The organism is Pseudomonas sp. MYb118 (genome assembly GCF_040947875.1).
In the GTDB taxonomy this organism is placed as follows: Bacteria; Pseudomonadota; Gammaproteobacteria; order Pseudomonadales; family Pseudomonadaceae; genus Aquipseudomonas.
Genome location: NZ_JBFRXN010000002.1, coordinates 2,286,038 through 2,302,862, shown reverse-complemented (window position 1 = coordinate 2,302,862; position 16,825 = coordinate 2,286,038). Strand labels below are relative to the sequence as shown.

At 62.7% G+C, this 16,825-nt stretch carries 12 protein-coding genes; 2 read left to right on the top strand and 10 right to left on the bottom strand.

Annotated elements, in window-relative coordinates; genetic code table 11:
- Positions 1-9: 9 nt before the first annotated feature.
- From hflX to ABVN20_RS16370, 7 genes are all read right to left on the bottom strand, one after another.
- On the bottom strand, positions 10-1,311 hold the full coding sequence (hflX, locus tag ABVN20_RS16400; RefSeq protein ID WP_368556753.1) for a ribosome rescue GTPase HflX: 1,302 nt from the start codon (positions 1,309-1,311) through the stop codon (positions 10-12).
- A 12-nt stretch (positions 1,312-1,323) separates the two neighbouring features.
- Positions 1,324-1,584, bottom strand: a complete 261-nt coding sequence (gene hfq, locus ABVN20_RS16395; protein WP_192307707.1) for an RNA chaperone Hfq — start codon at positions 1,582-1,584, stop codon at positions 1,324-1,326.
- 94 nt (positions 1,585-1,678) lie between these two features.
- Positions 1,679-2,650 (bottom strand): tRNA (adenosine(37)-N6)-dimethylallyltransferase MiaA, encoded by a 972-nt coding sequence (gene miaA, locus ABVN20_RS16390; protein WP_368556752.1) that lies wholly within the window; start codon positions 2,648-2,650, stop codon positions 1,679-1,681.
- Positions 2,650-4,545, bottom strand: coding sequence for a DNA mismatch repair endonuclease MutL (mutL, locus tag ABVN20_RS16385; RefSeq protein ID WP_368556751.1), 1,896 nt, complete (start codon positions 4,543-4,545; stop codon positions 2,650-2,652). Before mutL ends, miaA begins: the two co-directional genes overlap by 1 nt.
- An 8-nt stretch (positions 4,546-4,553) precedes the next feature.
- A complete protein-coding gene (locus tag ABVN20_RS16380) occupies positions 4,554-5,981 on the bottom strand; it encodes an N-acetylmuramoyl-L-alanine amidase (protein ID WP_368556750.1) in 1,428 nt (475 codons plus the stop codon).
- Positions 5,982-6,452 (bottom strand): tRNA (adenosine(37)-N6)-threonylcarbamoyltransferase complex ATPase subunit type 1 TsaE, encoded by a 471-nt coding sequence (gene tsaE, locus ABVN20_RS16375; RefSeq protein WP_368556749.1) that lies wholly within the window; start codon positions 6,450-6,452, stop codon positions 5,982-5,984.
- Positions 6,440-7,939 carry an NAD(P)H-hydrate dehydratase gene (locus ABVN20_RS16370; protein ID WP_368556748.1) on the bottom strand — a complete coding sequence of 500 codons (1,500 nt, stop codon included), beginning with the start codon at positions 7,937-7,939 and terminating at the stop codon, positions 6,440-6,442. The genes tsaE and ABVN20_RS16370 overlap by 13 nt, the downstream gene beginning before the upstream one ends.
- Before the next feature lie 63 nt (positions 7,940-8,002).
- On the opposite strand from ABVN20_RS16370, the gene queG reads away from it, so the two are divergent.
- A complete protein-coding gene (gene queG / locus ABVN20_RS16365) occupies positions 8,003-9,067 on the top strand; it encodes a tRNA epoxyqueuosine(34) reductase QueG (protein ID WP_368556747.1) in 1,065 nt (354 codons plus the stop codon).
- A 5-nt stretch (positions 9,068-9,072) separates the two neighbouring features.
- Here queG and ABVN20_RS16360 read toward each other — a convergent pair whose 3' ends face one another.
- The 3 genes from ABVN20_RS16360 to orn all read right to left on the bottom strand — a co-directional run bounded on the left by ABVN20_RS16360 (position 9,073) and on the right by orn (position 15,262).
- On the bottom strand, positions 9,073-13,812 hold the full coding sequence (locus ABVN20_RS16360; RefSeq protein WP_368556746.1) for an RHS repeat domain-containing protein: 4,740 nt from the start codon (positions 13,810-13,812) through the stop codon (positions 9,073-9,075).
- 109 nt (positions 13,813-13,921) lie between these two features.
- Positions 13,922-14,533 (bottom strand): trimeric intracellular cation channel family protein, encoded by a 612-nt coding sequence (locus ABVN20_RS16355; protein WP_368556745.1) that lies wholly within the window; start codon positions 14,531-14,533, stop codon positions 13,922-13,924.
- 186 nt (positions 14,534-14,719) lie between these two features.
- Entirely contained in the window at positions 14,720-15,262 is a 543-nt protein-coding gene (gene orn, locus ABVN20_RS16350; protein ID WP_368556744.1) for an oligoribonuclease, read from the bottom strand.
- Between the two features lie 107 nt (positions 15,263-15,369).
- Between orn and rsgA the strand changes: the two genes are divergently transcribed.
- The gene (rsgA, locus tag ABVN20_RS16345; protein ID WP_368556743.1) at positions 15,370-16,401 is read left to right on the top strand and encodes a small ribosomal subunit biogenesis GTPase RsgA; all 1,032 of its coding nucleotides are present in this window, start codon (positions 15,370-15,372) and stop codon (positions 16,399-16,401) included.
- The last annotated feature ends 424 nt before the right edge of the window (positions 16,402-16,825 follow it).

Here is a 16,825-nt window from a genome sequence, read left to right as displayed (position 1 = left end):
CTCAGGCTTTTATTGCAAAGTGTGTTGCTCGATGAATTCCATCGGCTGCATTCCCTCGCGGCTCACCAGTCGATTCAACTCGATTCGTGGCAAACGAACGGCCAGCAGGCAGATGCCTTCTTCGTCATGCTCTTCTTTCTGTACAGCACCGACTTCAAAAAACTGCGCACGCAGTCGAGCAAAACGTTGCGGCAAGCGCAAGGTGCCGACGAACAAATCCTCGCCGAGAAGTTCGGCCACGGCCTGCTTGAGCAGTTCCAGGCCGCTGCCGTCTTTGGCCGACAGCCAGACCCGCTGCGGCTTGCCGTCGGCATCGCGCTGGATCTGCGGCTCCACGCCCTCGAGCAAATCGAGTTTGTTGTATACCTCGAGGATCGGCAAGTCCTGCGCCCCGATCTCGCCGAGCACCACCATGACCTGTTCGATCTGGGCCATGCGGTCGGGCTCGTGGGCGTCGATCACGTGCAGCAACAGGTCGGAGTTGCTCGACTCTTCGAGCGTAGCCCGAAATGCCTCGACCAGTTTGTGCGGCAGGTGGCGAATGAACCCCACGGTATCGGCCAGCACGATCGGCCCGAGGTCGTCGAGCTCGAGGCGGCGCAACGTCGGGTCGAGGGTGGCGAACAGCTGGTCGGCGGCAAACACCTCGGAATCGGTCACCGCGTTGAACAGCGTCGATTTGCCGGCGTTGGTATAGCCCACCAGTGAAACCGTCGGGATTTCCGCGCGCTTGCGCCCGCGACGAGACTGCTCGCGCTGGCTGCGAACCTTTTCCAGGCGCCCCTTGATCTGCCGCAGGCGAACCCGCAACAGGCGTCGGTCGGTTTCCAGCTGGGTTTCACCCGGACCGCGCAGGCCGATACCGCCCTTCTGCCGCTCAAGGTGAGTCCAGCCACGAACCAGCCGCGTGCTCATGTGCTCAAGCTGGGCCAGTTCGACCTGGAGCTTGCCTTCATGGGTACGGGCGCGTTGGGCGAAGATATCGAGAATCAGACCCGTGCGGTCGATCACGCGACACTCGAAAACACGTTCGAGGTTACGTTCCTGACTGGGCGTGAGGATGTGATTGAAAATAACCAGTTCTACCTGCTCGGCTTTGACCAGGTCGCGCAACTCCTCGACCTTGCCGCTGCCAATCAGGTATTTGGCGGTTGGCCGATTGCGCGGCACGTTGAAAAACGCCGCGGTCTCGGCACCCGCCGATGCTGCCAACTCCTGAAACTCCTGCGGATCTTCGCGCGCCTCAGGGTCCTGACCATCCAAGTGAACGAGAATGGCTCGCTCCCCACCACCGTGGCGCTCAAAGAACAAAGGAGACTCCTATCAGGCGTTACCTGGCTCAGCGTCACCCGAGTCGGATTCGGTTGCGCTAGGCAGACGAATCGGACGAACCGGTACCACTGTCGAGATAGCGTGCTTGTAGACCATCTGGCTGACGGTGTTTTTCAGCAGGATAACGAACTGGTCGAACGACTCGATCGTGCCTTGCAGTTTGATCCCGTTGACCAGGTAGATGGACACCCCAACTTTCTCTTTACGTAAAGTATTCAAGTAAGGGTCTTGTAGCGAATGCCCTTTTGACATGTGTCGCACTCCTTTAAGGATTCAATATAAAAAATAGGTAAACAGTTGGCTTGTGACCGTCACACCCCCAAGGATAGACGGCAATTGCAAAGACTCAGCTCAATATGGAGATGGCCCCAAGGTATTTCAAGGCGCGCGGCAGATTGTCGCAATCAAGGCTGTCCAGCCAGTGTAAATCAGCCCAACTGCGCAACCAGGTGAACTGACGTTTGGCCAATTGGCGCGTGGCTATGATCCCACGCTCCTGCATTTCGGCCTTTGTCAGCTTGCCATCCAGGTAGTCCCAGACTTGTCGGTAACCGACCGCACGTATCGACGGCAACCCGGCATGCAGGTCACTTCGTTCACGCAGGGCTACGACCTCGTCTATGAATCCCTGTTCCAACATCAAAGTGAATCTTTGTTTAATTCGTTCGTGCAGTACCTGGCGATTTGCCGGAGCAATGGCCAAGTTCGCGACAGTATAGGGCAATTGTTGCCGTCCCGACGCGGCTGCTTCAGTACTTTGCGTACTTTGTTGCAGTCGAAGCTCGGTCATGCTCTGACCACTGACGCGATAAACTTCCAATGCGCGACTGAGGCGCTGAGGATCGTTCGGATGAATACGTGCAGCGGACTCTGGGTCGATACTCGCCAATTGCTCGTGCAGGGCTTGCCAGCCAAGGCGTGCAGCCTCTTCCTCGATCTGCGCGCGCACCTGCGGATCGGCCGCCGGCATGTCCGCCAGGCCTTCGAGCAACGCCTTGTAATAAAGCATCGTGCCGCCCACCAGCAGCGGAATCTTGCCTCGCGCCGTGATATCGGCCATGGCTTCGAGCGCGTCACGGCGGAAATCCGCGGCCGAATAGCTCTCGGCGGGGTCGAGAATATCAATCAAACGGTGTGGAAACTCGGCCAGGATCTCTTTCGAGGGCTTGGCGGTGCCGATGTCCATGCCGCGATAGACCAGCGCCGAATCGACACTGATCAGCTCGCAGGGCAGCACCTTGGTCAGCTCGATGGCCAGATCGGTCTTGCCCGCTGCGGTCGGGCCCATCAGGAAAATCGCAGGTGGGAGCTGGCTCATCAACGACCGCGCAGGAACAGTTTGTCCAGATCGTCCAGGCCCAGTTGGGTCCAGGTCGGTCGGCCATGGTTGCATTGACCGCTGCGCTCGGTGTTTTCCATGTCACGCAGCAGGCCGTTCATTTCCGGCAGGGCCAACCGCCGATTCGCCCGCACGGCACCGTGGCAGGCCATGGTGCCGAGCAATTCGTTCAGGTGGGCCTGAATGCGGTCGCTGGTGCCGTACTCCATCAGGTCCGCCAGTACATCGCTGACCAGCCGGTTGGCTTCGGCCTGCTTGAGCAGGGCCGGGATCTGGCGGATGGCCAGGGTTTCCGGGCCCAGGCGCTGCAATTCGAAGCCCAGGCGCTGGAACCAGGCCACATGCTCTTCGGCGCAATCGGCTTCGCGCTGGCTCAGTGCCAGGGTTTCCGGCACCAGCAGCGGCTGGCCACTCAAGCCCTCGCTGGCCATGGCGACCTTGAGGCGTTCGTACATGATCCGCTCATGGGCGGCGTGCATGTCCACCAGCACCAGGCCCTGGGCGTTCTCGGAAAGGATGTAGATGCCCTTGAGTTGCGCCAGCGCGTACCCCAGCGGCGGGATATCGCCCTGCCCGGCGGGAAGCGCGGCGGCATTGGCCTCCGGCAGCGGGGCGAAGAATTCACGGTACGCCGCCTGGGCTTCTGCCGCCGGCAGCGCCGATTGCGGGCGCGGGGTGTACTGATACTGATAACCGGCGCCAGCGCTTGAACCCGCCGTGCTGAAGGACGGCTGGGCCTGGGGCTGCTCCAGCAGGGCATTGGCGGCCAGGCGCATTTCGCCCTGGGGCCCGAATTCGCCAGCATCAAGACCTGTCGGCCGGACGATGGCCGTGGCCACGGGCGCCGCCAGGTGATCATCCGGACGCACATCGCCCAGGGCGCGGTGCAAGGTGCCGTAGAGGAAATCGTGGACCATGCGTCCTTCGCGAAAGCGCACCTCGTGTTTGGTCGGGTGCACGTTGACATCGACGCCAGTGGGGTCGACTTCGAAAAACAGCACGAAGGTCGGGTGCCGGCCATTGAACAGCACGTCACGATAGGCCTGACGCACGGCGTGGGCGACCAGTTTGTCACGCACCGCCCGACCGTTGACGAAGAAGTACTGCAAGTCGGCCTGGCTGCGGTTGAAGGTCGGCAGCCCTACCCAGCCCCACAGGTGAAGGCCATTGCGCTCGATTTCGATCGGCAGCGCCTGCTCCAGGAAACCCGGGCCGCAAATGGCCGCCACGCGCCGGGCGCGGGCTGCATCGTCACGGGCTTCGTGCAGGCTGAGGATGGTCTTGCCGTTGTGGCGCAAATGAAACGCCACGTCGAAGCGCGCCAGGGCCAGACGCCTGATCACTTCCTGCAGGTGATCGAATTCGGTCTTTTCGGTCTTGAGAAACTTGCGGCGCGCCGGGGTGTTGAAGAACAGGTCGCGCACTTCCACCGACGTACCCACCGGGTGAGCAGCAGGCTGGACACGGGGCGACATTTCCCGACCCTCGGTCTCCACCTGCCACGCCTGCTCGGCATCGCGGGTCCGGGACGTCAGGGTCAGGCGCGACACGGAGCTGATCGACGCCAGCGCCTCACCACGAAAGCCCAGGCTCATGACCTGTTCGAGGTCTTCCAGGTTGCGGATCTTGCTGGTGGCGTGTCGGGCCAAGGCCAGCGGCAGGTCGTCGGCAGCGATACCGCGGCCATCGTCACGCACCCGCAACAGCTTGATCCCGCCCAGTTCGACATCGACATCAATGCGTTTGGCACCGGAGTCGAGGCTGTTTTCCAGCAACTCCTTGATCACCGAAGCCGGGCGCTCGACCACTTCGCCGGCGGCAATCTGGTTGGCCAGTCGAGGGCTGAGCAGCTCGATGCGAGCGCTGTTGGTCACGACCTCATTCATTCTTTGGACGCCAGTTCAGTGCCGGGAATGGTCAGGGTCTGACCGACTTTCAGCTCGTCGGTCTTCAGGTTGTTGGCACTGCGCAGGGTCGCCGGCGACACCTGATAGCGCACGGCAATCATCGCCAGGGTTTCGCCGGGGTTGACCCGGTGATCCCGAGGGCCCTGGGCAATCTTGCCGGAATCACGCAGCCAGGCGATGTAGGTACCTGGCGGCGGGTTTTGCTGGAAGAACTGACGCACGCCACTGCTGATCGAGCGCGCCAGGGCCTGCTGATGGCTGGACGCGGCGAGCTTGGACGCTTCGTTGGCGTTGGAGATGAACCCGGTTTCCACGAGGATCGACGGGATGTCCGGCGACTTGAGCACCATGAACCCAGCCTGCTCCACGCGCTGCTTGTGCAGCGGGGTGACGCGACCGATGTTGCTCAAGACCTTCTGGCCGACGTTCAGGCTGGAGGTCAGCGAGGCGGTCATCGACAAGTCGAGCAACACGCCAGCGAGCATGCGGTCCTTGTCGTCGAGGCTGACGTTGCCGGCCCCGCCGATCAGGTCGGAACGGTTTTCACTGTCGGCCAGCCAGCGTGCGGTTTCGGAAGTGGCGCCACGATCGGACAGGGCGAACACCGAGGCACCAAAGGCCGCCGTGGAAGGCGCGGCGTCGGCGTGGATCGACACGAACAGGTCCGCGCCCTTCTTGCGGGCGATTTCGGTACGCCCACGCAATGGGATGAAGTAGTCGCCGGTCCGGGTCAGTTCGGCACGGAAGCCTTTCATGCCGTTGACCTGGCGTTGCAGTTCACGGGCGATGGACAGCACCACGTCTTTCTCACGCTGCCCGCGCGAACCCGAGGCGCCCGGGTCTTCGCCACCGTGGCCAGCATCAATGACCACGATGATGTCGCGTTTGCCGGCAGGCGCTGGCGGCAGTTTCACCGGAGGATCGACCGGCGTGACCGGGACCGGTGCGACGGTGGCGACGTTGGTCGGCGCAGGAATCGGCGCGGCGTCGGCCGGGTTGTCGAACAGATCGACTACCAGGCGGTTGCCGTACTGGGCGTTTGGCGCCAGGGTGAAACTCTTCGGTGTGACGACCTTTTTCAGGTCGATGACCACCCGCAGGTCGGTCGGCGTGCGTTGGGCCGAGCGCATGGCGGTGATCGGGGTGTTGGCGGTGGAGACATTCAGCGGCGCGCCCAGGGAGGCGCCATTGATGTCGATCACCAGTCGGTCCGGGGCCGTCAGGGTGAAAACGCTGTGCTGCACCGGGCCGCTGAGGTCGAACACCAGCCGTGTGTTGTCCGGCGCCCGCCACAGACGAACGCTGTTGACCTTGGTGTCGGCCACAGCGTTGACGGTCACCGCCAAAAACAACATCCCAACGGCAGCTACCATCGCGCGAAAGCGCATACCTGACCCCATCATTTAATTGGATTCCAATGCCAAAGCGGCACACCACGACTCGCCACGCGAGCCCTGGGACAAAATTTTCAGCGAACGCCCACTGCCTTGCGGGCTAATGGTAATGGTCAGGTCAGGCTTTGGCAAAAAGCCTGCACCCTTCTGGGGCCATTCGATCAGGCACAGGGCATCGTCTTCGAAGTAATCGCGGATGCCCAGGTACTCCAGCTCTTCCGGATCAACCAGGCGATAAAGGTCGAAATGGAAGGCACGAATGTCACCGATTTCGTAGGGCTCGACCAGAGTGAAGGTCGGGCTTTTTACCGCGCCAACATGGCCCAGGCCGCGGATGATGCCCCGGGACAACGTGGTTTTGCCGGCCCCCAGATCCCCCTCGAGAAAAATCAGACCGTGCCCTCCGGTGGTCGTCGCGATACGCGCACCAAACGCGGTCATCGCTTGCTCATCAGCCAGGTACAGGGTTACTTCAGACACGGTGCTTGCTCCTCCAACAACTGACGAATGGCTGGGATCAGATCACTGGCCGCCAGCCCACGGCCCGAATTACCTTGTTGCGCCCCCGCGTTGGCATGCAGCCAGACACCGAGACAGGCGGCGTCGAATGCGCCCATGCCTTGCGCCAGCAGCGCGCCGAGCAAGCCGGCCAGCACATCGCCCAGACCGGCGGTGGCCATGGCCGGGTGGCCCTGATGACACACCGCCAGACGCCCGTCGGGGCTGGCGATCAGGCTGCCGGCGCCCTTGAGCACCACAACCGCTGTATATTTTTTGCTCAATGCCTGGGCGGCGCCTGGCCGGTCGGCCTGAACCTGGGCGGTACTGATCCCGAGCAAGCGTGCCGCCTCGCCCGGATGCGGGGTGATCACACAGCCAGCCGGCAGCTTCACCTGCCCTGCTGCCAGCAGATTCAGCGCATCGGCATCCCACACCTGCGGCAACGCCGCATCAGCCGCCGCCGACAGTAGGCTGCGCCCCCAGGAAGACTGCCCCAAGCCGGGCCCGACCACCAGTACAGAAACCTTTTGCAGTAATCCCATCAACTGATTGGCCGACGAAGTGCCCAGGACCATGACTTCCGGGAGCCGGGCCAGGGCCGCCGGCACATGTTCGCCGCGGGTGGCCAGCGACACCATGCCCGCGCCACTGCGCAGTGCACTTTGCGCGCTGAGCAGGATGGCCCCACCAAAACCGCGATCGCCACCAATCAACAGCACGTGGCCAAACCGGCCTTTGTGGGCCGTCGGCGCGCGAGCCGCCAGGCGCGGCAGATTAGCGGCCGTCAGGCGCAGCGCAAGGGATGCGATGCCGTCGAATGCCGCGGGCGACGCTTGCAGGTCATTGAACACCACCTCGCCGATCACATCCGCCGCATCGCCGGTGAACAGCCCCAACTTCAAACCGATGAACGTCACGGTCAGGTCTGCCCGAACGGCCACGCCGAGCACCCGCCCGGTATCGGCGCACAGCCCCGAGGGAATATCCACTGCCACCACCGGCAGATGGCTGGCGTTGATCGCGGCGATGGCGCTCGCGTAGGGTTCGCGCACTTCGCCGGTCAGCCCCGTGCCGAGCAACGCGTCGAGGACGATGCCGCGCAACTGCGCGTTTGCGCTCCAGGCCTGGATGTCTACGCCTTCACCCCGTGCTTCGGCGCAGGCCTGGGCCGCATCGCCCTGCAAACGTTGGGGGTCACCGGCGGCCAGCACGCGCACGGTCCAACCGCCCCGCCGGGCCAGCACTGCGACCAGGTAGCCATCACCGGCATTGTTGCCGTGACCGGCGATCACCGTCAGTTCACTCGCGTTCGGCCAGCGCCGGACCAACGCCCGCCAGGTGGCATACGCGGCACGCTGCATCAGCTCGAAGCCCGGCGTGCCGGCCGCAATCAGCCGCGCATCCATGGCGCGCACCTGCGCAGCGCCGTACAGCGCGTCGGGTAAATCATCTTTAGTGTGCGGCATGCGTCTTTGGACTCCGATGTCTGGCAGAATTATACGCACCTCAGCTCCGGTTTCTCTTGCCTCATGTCCGCCATTCCCACAGACCTGCCCGCCCTCGCCCAATCCATCAAGGACTGGGGCCGTGAGCTGGGCTTCCAGCAAGTCGGCATCAGCGGCCTGGACCTCGCCGAGCATGAGCAGCACCTGGAGCGCTGGCTCGAAGCGGGCTACCACGGCGAGATGGACTACATGGGCGCCCACGGCAGCAAACGCTCGCACCCCGACGAGCTGGTGCCCGGCACACTTCGGGTGGTTTCCCTGCGCATGGACTACCTGCCGGGCGACACCGAAATGGCCAAACGCCTGGCCCAACCGGAAAAAGCCTACGTGTCCCGTTATGCCTTGGGCCGCGATTACCACAAATTGATCCGTAAACGCGTGCAACAACTGGCGGAAAAAATTCAAGGCGTGATCGGCCCGTTCGGCTACCGCGCGTTCGTCGACAGTGCACCGGTGCTGGAAAAAGCCATTGCCCAGCAGGCCGGTCTAGGCTGGATCGGCAAAAATACCCTGGTCTTGAATCGCAAGGCCGGCAGTTACTTCTTTCTCAGCGAATTGTTCGTCGACCTGCCGTTGCCGGTCGATCCGCCGCACGCCAGCGACCATTGCGGCAAATGCACCGCCTGCCTCGACATCTGCCCGACCAACGCCTTTGTCGGCCCCTACATACTGGACGCCCGGCGTTGCATCTCCTACCTGACCATCGAGTTGAAAAACGCCATCCCCGAAGAACTGCGGCCGTTGATCGGCAACCGCGTGTTCGGCTGCGATGACTGCCAGATCGTCTGCCCGTGGAACCGCTTCGCCAAGCCGTCCGGTGAAGGCGACTTCAAGCCACGGCACAACCTGGACAACGCCGAGCTGGCCGAACTGTTCCTGTGGGACGAGGATAAATTCCTCAGCAGTACCGAAGGCTCGCCACTGCGCCGGGCAGGGTACGAGCGCTGGTTGCGCAACCTGGCCGTGGGCCTGGGCAATGCGCCTTCAACGATCCAGGTGTTGGAAGCGCTGAAGGCGCGGCAGGACTACCCGTCGGAAATGGTCAGGGAACACGTGGAATGGGCGCTGCGCCAGCATTCTGCCTCCTGAATCGCTCAGGTGTGGCCACCCACCTGTAGCACGGTGACCAGCTTGTCGGTGTCATCGACCAGGTACGTCACGCGGTCCTTGCCACCGAGCCGCGCCTCCCACATATCGACCCGGTTGACCCGGTTGCCCTGAAAGTCCTTCCAGGCCTTCGAGTGGTGCTGCAGGAATTTGGGGTTGGGGTCGCCCATGTGCCGAACCGCTTCGGCCGGGTCCACCCCCTTGTGGTAGATCGCGTTCTTGAATTGGTCGTACTCGTGTTGCTGCGCACGCCTCAGTTGTTTCGAGATGCTTTTCGGGTCGGCCAGTTTGATTTTCCACGGCCCATTGCCCTTGAAGCCTTCGCTGGCCGCGCTGCCGGCATTCGCAGTTTTTGTACCGATACCCGATGCCGAGGGCGCGCGTTTGGGGCTCAACCCCTTCGAAAAGGCCTGGCCGAGCCGACGGCCGCAATGCACGGTGGCCTTGCCGAGCGCGCCCAGGCCCGTCGATAACGAGGCCACACCCCCTGCGAGACTGATCCAGTCGAAGACATCCGCCGCCTCCGACTCCGCGTCAAACGCTCGCAACACCGAGGCGGTAGCTGCAGCCACACCGGAAACGACCCCCATGGCCAGCCCGACCATCGCCAGCGGCGTCGCGACACCCAATGTCAAAACACTCGCCGCAATGCCGAGGAACGAAACCACGCCGCTCAGGATCGCGCCCCAGAAATGCCCGGTCGGATCGACCCGATTGATCGGGTCGCCTGCGCAGTATGCGTAGGGATTCAAACCACCTGCACCGAACGGGCTCAGGTTGTCGGGGCTGAGGAAACGCATCAGGGTCGGGCTGTAAGCCCGATAACCGTTACCCGACAGATACAAACCGCTCAGCGGATCGAGCAACTCGCCACTGAATCCCGGCATGCTGAACGAAGCGGCTTGCACCGCCCGATGGCCATAGGGACTGTAGGCAAAAGGCGAACGTTGCGTACCCGACGTCTCGCTCAGCACGCTACGCTGCTGATCGACACCCAGCAGGCCTGTCCCGGCATCGGCGCCTCGGCGTTCCTGCCCGAGCAGAACACCGGCAGAAGCCAACGACGTGCGGCTGTTGGAACCACAGAGATCATTGCTTTGCCGAGCGTTTCGATAATAGCGCCGGGTGGCCTTCCCTGACGGCTGGGCCAGCTCCACCAGTTGATCCCGGGCATCGTAGTGGAAGTCGCGTATGACCTGCTTGTCCGTGCCGGCCACCCGAACCAGGCGCCCCAACGCATCGTAGGAAAGTCGCCGCCCCTGTTCATCCTCGACCAGATGTCCATTGTCGTCGTATTGCAGCGTCACAGGCGCCGGGTAGTCCTTGTGGCTGTTACGGATCGCAGTCAATCGGCTCGGGTCGGTCGCGCTGTACTCGAAAGTCGTGAGGTTGCTGCCACCGGGGAAGCGGGTTTCCAGGGTGAGGATGTTGTCGAGGGCATCGAACACGTAGGCTTGCCGGATGATCTCCCTGCCCTGGGCATCACGCGGCCGTTGAGTGCCCGCGCATTGATACAGGCTGAGACGACCACGCGAGTCGTAGGTGAACTGCTCGTCGCGCAACACCGCCTGCTCATGCCGCAGAGTCTTTCGCGCCAGTTTGTCCGCCTGGGTGTAGGCCGAGGACAAGACCTGAGTCACGCCATCGCCGAACTGGAAGGTTCGCGACACCTCACGCCCGAAATCATCGTAGGCCAGACGCGTGGACATCGAGCCTTGCCCCTGCGTGGCGCGGGCCTCGATTGTCACCAGTTGACTCAATGTGTTGTAGGAAAAAGTCGCGTTCAGCGCCCGATGTGCAAATGACTGCGCACGACCTGCATCGTCATACCTGGTCGTGTGCGGCTCACCCAGCACGTCGATGAAACGTAGCAAGCGACCGCCCAGGGAATAGCTGTAAAAAACACTTTTACGGTCTTCGCCGACCAGGGAAGTCTCACTTTTGAGGCGCCCGGCCCGGTCGTAGGTCAATCGGGTTTCTCGGCCCATCTCGACACACCGGGTCAGTTCGCCCAGCCGTGGGTGATATTCGTAGCTGGCGAGCAACCCGGCAGCCTGGCGTTGCGTGACGACCCCACCCAACCGGGCTTCGTAGCGGTATTCGACGCGCTCGCCAGCGGGCCTTTGCTTCCAGGCAGGCTGGCTGCAACCGGCTTCATACCCCGTCCGGCTGGTACGGCCACCGACGACGCTCAGGGTCAAGCGCCCCAGCCCATCGAACACCTGTCTCCCCAGCGAATGGCCAGCCACCGTGATACCGACCGGCAGGGATTCCCGGGAGTGCCCGGCGTAGGTGGTCTGCACCGCAGTGCCGTCGGGTAACGTGCTGAGGGTGAGACGATCGAATACGTCATAGGCATGGGTGGTGCGATTACCCATCGGGTCGGTCTGCTCGACGCAGCGGCCCAGGCCATCATAGGCATACCGCTGTGCGCCGTGGCTGTTGTTCGAGGTATCGAAGCGCTCGATGCTGTCAGGTTTACCAAACGCGTTGTAAACCGTGACGGTTTTGCCCATGCCCTCCAGCCAGGTCGTTTCCTTGCGCAGGATCGGATCGAAGTCGCGGCGCTCGCGACGACCGTCGGGGTGCAACGTACTGCTGACCTGCCCCCAGTCATCAAAGGTGTAGACCGTATTGAACACCTGGCGCTGCCCGTGCCACCAGTCGATCTTTTTTTCCCCGGTCATTTGCCCGAGCACGTCGTACTTCGCGGCATAGACTTCGCGAAACACCACGTCGCCTTCCTGCTCCGGGTCCTGCTCTTCGACCTCGATGACCCGGCCAAGCCCGTCATAACGCGTGCTGCTGCGCAGGCCATTGGCGTCGGTGTGCAGTTTCGTCAGCAGGGTCCGGGCCCCCTTCGTCTCCCGTTTAAAGCGCGAGCTGTTGCGGCTTTCGAACTCGCTGCCGGCTGCAACGGTTCGGCTCGATTCTCGCCCCAGCCGGTCGTACGTGAAATCGACGCGCCCCTGATCCTCGTTCTGCTCCGAGCGCTTCAAGCCATTGATGATCGACGCGCTCACGCTCGATTCCCGGCGGGTATCGTCGAACCCCAGCTGGATCGTTTGCACCTGCAACGTGGTGTCATCAGGCAGGTATTCGAAATGCGTCGCACACGACTGCCCGCCCTGGCGCACCGTGTATTTGTGCAGCACGGTGTAGGCCTGCGGGTCCGCGACCATTTCGGTGTATTCAAGATCAGTCTGCAACCGCAGGACTTCACCCGCCGGTGTGTGCTCATGAAAGCGTTGCTGCGACAGCACGACATCGCAGCCAGGCTTGCCGCTCTCGCCGGTTTGCCGGTAGCAAAATTGCAATTGCGTCGTCGCGGCCTGGGCAAGATCCGCTGCTGCCCGTACGGTTCGGCTTTTCTCAAAGCGCACGAACCCCAGCGGGTCGGCCGGACAACCCTCGGCACCGCTGGCCGGGTAGAACGTCGAGACCGTCACCACTCCGTTCGCCGCGACGTGCTTGAGCAGGTTGCCCCAGGCATCGAACAGGGTCGTTGTCACTTCTTCGCGAAAAGCCTTGGTCTGGCGGTTTTCATAGCGCAGCGTCTGCACCCTGGGCAATCGAAATTGTGCGGGTTGCCCGGTGAACGGTTTGCCCGGCTCAAGGTGATAATCGACCGTTCTCGACACCACGCTCTGATTGCAGCGGGTCACTTGCGAGATCAGCAAATGGTATTGATTGTAGGTGCGCTTGATGGAGCGATGCACCTTGGCCCCCTCCATCAGCATTTCCACCGAGGAATACCGGTAGTCCGGGCTCTTCTGGTACAAGCTGTCGCCGTTGCGCGACCAATGGACATCACTGTCGTCGTACCCGAGAAAGTTGCTCGACGAGTATCGGTAGTGGGTCGTGATGGCCGGTTGCAGGCCAGGAAAAACCGTATGGGCGGTGACATGCGGAATCGTCGTCTGCGGCGCACCACGGGGAAGCCGATGGCCCGCCGCTTCGTAGCGGATCTGCTCGCGCGCGCCCAGGGGCGAGATGACCTCTGTCAGGCATTCGGCACCGCCGATGGCCTCGCTGTGCAACGTCCAGGCACTGCCGTCGGGTAGCTGCACGGCATTCACCCGCTCGCCGGAGTGTTTCAGCGTGAAGGGCGCGGCGCACTCGCTGCCTGGGTACAACGTCAATGTCACCTGGCCAGGCGTTCGCTCGATGCTCAACAAGGTTCGACTGGCGTCACGCACGGCAGACAGCGTCGGCTGATCGCCCATCGACTGGTAATCGAACAGGATCGCCGCGCCGTTGGCCGACACGATTCTTTTCGGCACCGCCAGCCCACTGCCGGCGTAGACCTCAAGCTCTTCGATCAACCCGCTTTTGTGCACGACATCAAAGCGCCCAGATTTCGGACAGAGAACCTTGAAAGTCTTCAGTTTGAGTTCGTCGAGGATGAGCCCCGAAGGTGTCTGCTTCGCCTGGTAACGTTCGCCTCCTGCCAGGGTCAAGAAGCCACGGGACACCTCGTAGCGGGTCAGCGCCAGGGACCAGCCCTTGCCGAATCCGCCGTCATGCACCTGGGTCGGGTTGAAGAACAGCCTGACCGGCAGGCTCGGCCCCTGCAAAAAGTTGGACCTGAGCTCGCCCAGTGTGAGCGAGGAGGTGTAAGTGCCGGTACGCGGATCGACCCCTCCGCTGAGAAACCCGCTGAAATTGAAGGCATTGGAATGTAGCGGTGAGCCCCCAGGCTCACTGGCAGTCGCTGAATCTGGCATGGGAAGACCCTTTAAACAGTGGTAGCCCACAGCTTATTGAGTCACTTGAACGCCCTGGCCTTATCTATGTACCACCACGCGGAGGGTCTGTGAGGCGATATGTCTGGCCTCACTGTTCGTCGTTATAGACGAACTTGGGCATTTCCCAATGGAAACGAATGGCCAGCAAGCGCAGCAGGAAACCGCCAAACAGGGTGATCAGGATCGCCTGTTCGCCGGGCAATTGCAGGTAGATGCACAGCATGTAGCACCAGGCGGCCGCGAAGGACACGCTGGCGTAGAGTTCGCGGCGGAAGATCAGCGGGATGTCGTTGCAGAAGATGTCGCGCAGGATGCCGCCAAATACCCCGGTGATCACCCCGCTGACCGAGGCCACCAGCATGCCATGGCCCATTTCCAGGGCGGTCATGCAGCCGATCAGGGTGAAGGCCACCAGGCCTACGGCGTCGAGCACCAGGAACAGCGAGCGCAGATGACGCATCCAGCGCGCGGTGAACACGGTGACCATCGCCGCAATCGACGTCAGCACCAGGTATTCCGGGTGCTTGACCCATGTCAGCGGGTAATGGCCGAGCAGCACGTCACGAACCGAACCGCCGCCCAGCGCCGTGATGCAGGCAATCAGCACCACGCCAAACCAGTCCATGCCCCGCCGCCCTGCGGACAGCGCACCGGTCATGGCTTCGGCGGTAATGGCGATCAGGTAGAGCATCAACAGCATGGCGGCAGTCCTTGCGAGGAGGCGCGCAGTCTAGCCATTAAGGGGCGGCACCAAAAGGGGGCGTGTCTTGTAGATTGTGCTGGCCCCATCGCGAGCAGGCTCGCTCCCACAGTTGATCGCGTTCACAACCCGGTTTCTGTGGGAGCGAGCCTGCTCGCGATGGGTTCACCACAGGCACCCCTGACATCAAGCCTTGATGAAATGCTCGCGATAATGCCGCAACTCGGCGATCGACTCGCGAATGTCATCCAGCGCCAGGTGGGTGCTGCCCTTCTTGAAGCTGTCGCGCACGTCCGGTGCCCAGCGCGCGGCCAGTTCCTTGAGGGTCGACACGTCGAGGTTGCGGTAGTGGAAGTAGCTTTCCAGGCCTTTCATGTGGGTATAAAGGAAGCGGCGGTCCTGGCAGATGCTGTTGCCGCAGATCGGCGACTTGCCCTTGGGCACCCACTGCTCCAGGAAGGCGATGGTTTGCGCCTCGGCCTCGGCCATGCTGATGCGGCTTTCGCGCACGCGCTGGGTCAGGCCCGAGTTGCCGTGGGTGCGGGTGTTCCATTCGTCCATGGTGGCGAGCACTTCGTCACTGTGGTGGATGGCGATCACCGGCCCTTCGGCCAGGGTGTTGAGGTCACTGTCGGTGACGATGGTGGCCATCTCGATGATGACGTCGGTGTCGGGGTTCAGACCGGTCATTTCCAGGTCGATCCAGATCAGGTTCTGCGCGTTTTGCATGTGTCGGCTCCTAGGCAATGCTGCGCAGTTTAGCCTAGGGAGGCGGCCGGGCGTGCTAAACTCGCGGCCGTTTTACCTAATCGCTGCATTCTTCTTGTGGAACACCCATGGCCAAACGCCAACTCAATCGCCGCCAGAACTGGCGCATCGAAAAAATTCAGGGCGAGCGCGCTGCCCGCGCCGCCAAACGCGAGTCCTCGGCGGTCGAGGCTCTCGAAGGCGGCGACCTGGGCCCGGAACAGACGGGCCTGGTGATCGCGCACTTCGGTGTGCAGGTCGAAGTCGAGGCGCTGGATGGCGAACTGGCAGGCCAGGTGTTTCGCTGCCACTTGCGCGCCAACCTGCCCGCGCTGGTGACCGGCGATCAGGTGGTCTGGCGTGCCGGCAACCAGGGCATCGGGGTGATCGTCGCGCAACTGCCGCGTAAAACCGAGCTGTGCCGCCCGGACAGCCGTGGCCAGCTCAAGCCGGTGGCGGCCAACGTCGACATGATCGTGATTGTCTTCGCGCCACTGCCTGAGCCCCATGCCAACCTGATCGACCGCTACCTGGTGGCCGCCGAACACGCCGGCATCCGCCCGCTCTTGCTGCTCAACAAATTCGACCTGATCGACGAGCAGAACGCTCCGGCGCTCAATGCCCTGCTGGCGGTCTACCGCACCCTGGGCTATCCGGTGCTGGAAGTGTCGGCCCACCACGGCAACGGCATGGAGCAACTGCAAGAGAAACTGGATGGGCGCATCAGCGTGTTCGTCGGCCAGTCTGGCGTGGGCAAGTCATCGCTGGTCAACAGCCTGCTGCCAGACGTCGAAACCCGCGTCGGGCCGCTGTCCGAGCTGTCCGGCCAGGGCACCCACACCACCACCACCGCCCGCCTGTTCCACTTCCCCGGTGGCGGTGAACTGATCGACTCCCCGGGCATCCGCGAATTCGGCCTGGGCCACGTCAGCCGCGCCGACGTCGAAGCCGGCTTCATCGAGTTCAACGACCTGCTCGGCACCTGCCGCTTCCGCGACTGCAAACACGACCGCGAACCCGGCTGTGCGCTGCTCAAGGCCCTGGAAGACGGCCGCGTGCAACAACAGCGGATGAACAGCTACCGCTCGATCATCGCGAGCTTGCCGCAGAGTGGTTATTAAAGCGGCATTGCCCTAAGGCTGCCCGCAATCACCTGTGGGAGCGGGCTTGCTCGCGATAGTCGTTAACGATGACGCTGGCCGCCTGACACCCAGCGTTGCCTGGACATCCATCGCGAGCAAGCTCGCTCCTACAGAGGTCAGCGATTACTTGTGGGAGCGAGCCTGCTCGCGATGTTCGTCAACGATGGCGCGGGCGGGCCTGACACCCAGCGGTGCCTGGACATCCATCGCGAGCAGGCTCGCTCCTACAGAGGTCAGCGATTACTTGTGGGAGCGAGCCTGCTCGCGATGTTCGTCAACGATGGCGCGGGCGGGCCTGACACCCAGCGGTGCCTGGACATCCATCGCGAGCAGGCTCGCTCCCACAGAGACAACACCGAACCTGTAGGAGCGAGCTTGCTCGCGATGGTCGTTAACGATGACG

Bases quoted from the DNA above. Each gene is read 5' to 3' on its own strand.
- hfq (WP_192307707.1), bottom strand. From the start codon at position 1,584: ATGTCAAAAGGGCATTCGCTACAAGACCCTTACTTGAATACTTTACGT.
- miaA (WP_368556752.1), bottom strand. From the start codon at position 2,650: ATGAGCCAGCTCCCACCTGCGATTTTCCTGATGGGCCCGACCGCAGCG.
- ABVN20_RS16380 (WP_368556750.1), bottom strand. From the start codon at position 5,981: ATGATGGGGTCAGGTATGCGCTTTCGCGCGATGGTAGCTGCCGTTGGG.
- ABVN20_RS16370 (WP_368556748.1), bottom strand. From the start codon at position 7,939: ATGCCGCACACTAAAGATGATTTACCCGACGCGCTGTACGGCGCTGCG.
- queG (WP_368556747.1), top strand. From the start codon at position 8,003: ATGTCCGCCATTCCCACAGACCTGCCCGCCCTCGCCCAATCCATCAAG.
- ABVN20_RS16360 (WP_368556746.1), bottom strand. From the start codon at position 13,812: ATGCCAGATTCAGCGACTGCCAGTGAGCCTGGGGGCTCACCGCTACAT.
- ABVN20_RS16355 (WP_368556745.1), bottom strand. From the start codon at position 14,533: ATGCTGTTGATGCTCTACCTGATCGCCATTACCGCCGAAGCCATGACC.
- orn (WP_368556744.1), bottom strand. From the start codon at position 15,262: ATGCAAAACGCGCAGAACCTGATCTGGATCGACCTGGAAATGACCGGT.
- rsgA (WP_368556743.1), top strand. From the start codon at position 15,370: ATGGCCAAACGCCAACTCAATCGCCGCCAGAACTGGCGCATCGAAAAA.